Raw genomic sequence first — 1,189 nt, forward strand, 5'->3', positions numbered from 1 at the left:
AGGTTGCCCTGTTCGGCCTCCTGAAATATCGCATACAGCCGGTTAATATTGATGCCCAGTGACGGATGTTCCGGCCACTGGCGGCGCAACAGCAGGTTGTCATCCGACTGCTGCCGCTTTAAGGTCAGCGGCTGCAGCGGATTGCCGTACACATCCACGATAACGTTACTCATGGCTACCAACCTCCCTGGTGAAAGTCACGCTGCCAGTCACGCGACGCCCGGCGGCTCATATCGCTGTTCATGCTGTAAAACTCCATTTTGGGTGTACTGCTGACCGCCAGCGTCCAGAGCATATGCAGGGCATCCGGGCCGTCGTCGTGGTCGGCCTTCGGGAAGTGCCGCAACTGCTCAATGAGGGTGGTCTGGTCGGCGTGCAGAAGAATTCGCCCGTTGGCCACGTGCGGCTGCAGCGACTCGATGCGCAGCAGCTTGTCGGTATGGGGAATGATGGAACGCGCCGGAACGGGGATACCTTCGAGCTGCGCCCGCTTAATCAGCTCGGTGCGCAGGAACTCCTGAAACTGCACTGACTCAACGCCCCATACCAGGCAGTTGTATATCTTCTGCAGCTCAATGACGTCACTGATTATCTTGTCTGGCAGGCGCTTGCGGATTTGCGCTTCCACCACGTTCAGCACGCCGTTCAGGCGGTCATAGCCACCCACCAGAATGGCTGAGGGGTCACGGCTGGCACCGGCTTTTCCCAGGCTCGGGTCAACCGCACCGAAGTAAATCCACTCCCGCATGCGGTGTACCCAGTATTTGATGATGTCGTGCCCGGCCTCGTCCTTCCCGGCAAACAGCGCATCATCCCCGGCAACCGGGTCATTTTGATACTCGGAATCGAATGTACCGTGACCGTCGCGGGCACGGATGGTCATCAGGGCCACCAGTGGGCGGGCCGACCAGGAGACCAGCGCACCGGCATCCATATCACGCTGGTTCGCCTCATAAAACGCCGTCGCGGCGTCTTCGCCTTCATTGCGCAGCAGCGCCTCCCACGCATCCCACAGGGACATATTGTCCGGCCAGCGGCGCAGCGCCTTAAAGCGGGCGGTACGCCACAGCTTATTGTTCAGGGTGCGCGACAGCACGGAGTCGTAATGCAGAATGGTGCCGATATAGACCACATCCAGCTTACCCCCGGCCTGACCGAGGGGCAGCACGGTCTTCTTCAGCCAGGCTTC

General features: G+C 60.1%; 1 protein-coding gene. It reads right to left on the reverse strand.

Annotation, left to right across the window (positions count from 1 at the left end):
• Positions 1 to 175: 175 nt before the first annotated feature.
• Positions 176 to 1,189 (reverse strand): phage terminase large subunit (gene terL, locus J8X26_RS26930; RefSeq protein WP_208952583.1); only part of this gene is annotated, 1,014 nt, incomplete at its 5' end.

The organism is Rahnella sp. ChDrAdgB13, assembly GCF_017655185.1.
Taxonomy (GTDB): domain Bacteria; phylum Pseudomonadota; class Gammaproteobacteria; order Enterobacterales; family Enterobacteriaceae; genus Rahnella; species Rahnella contaminans.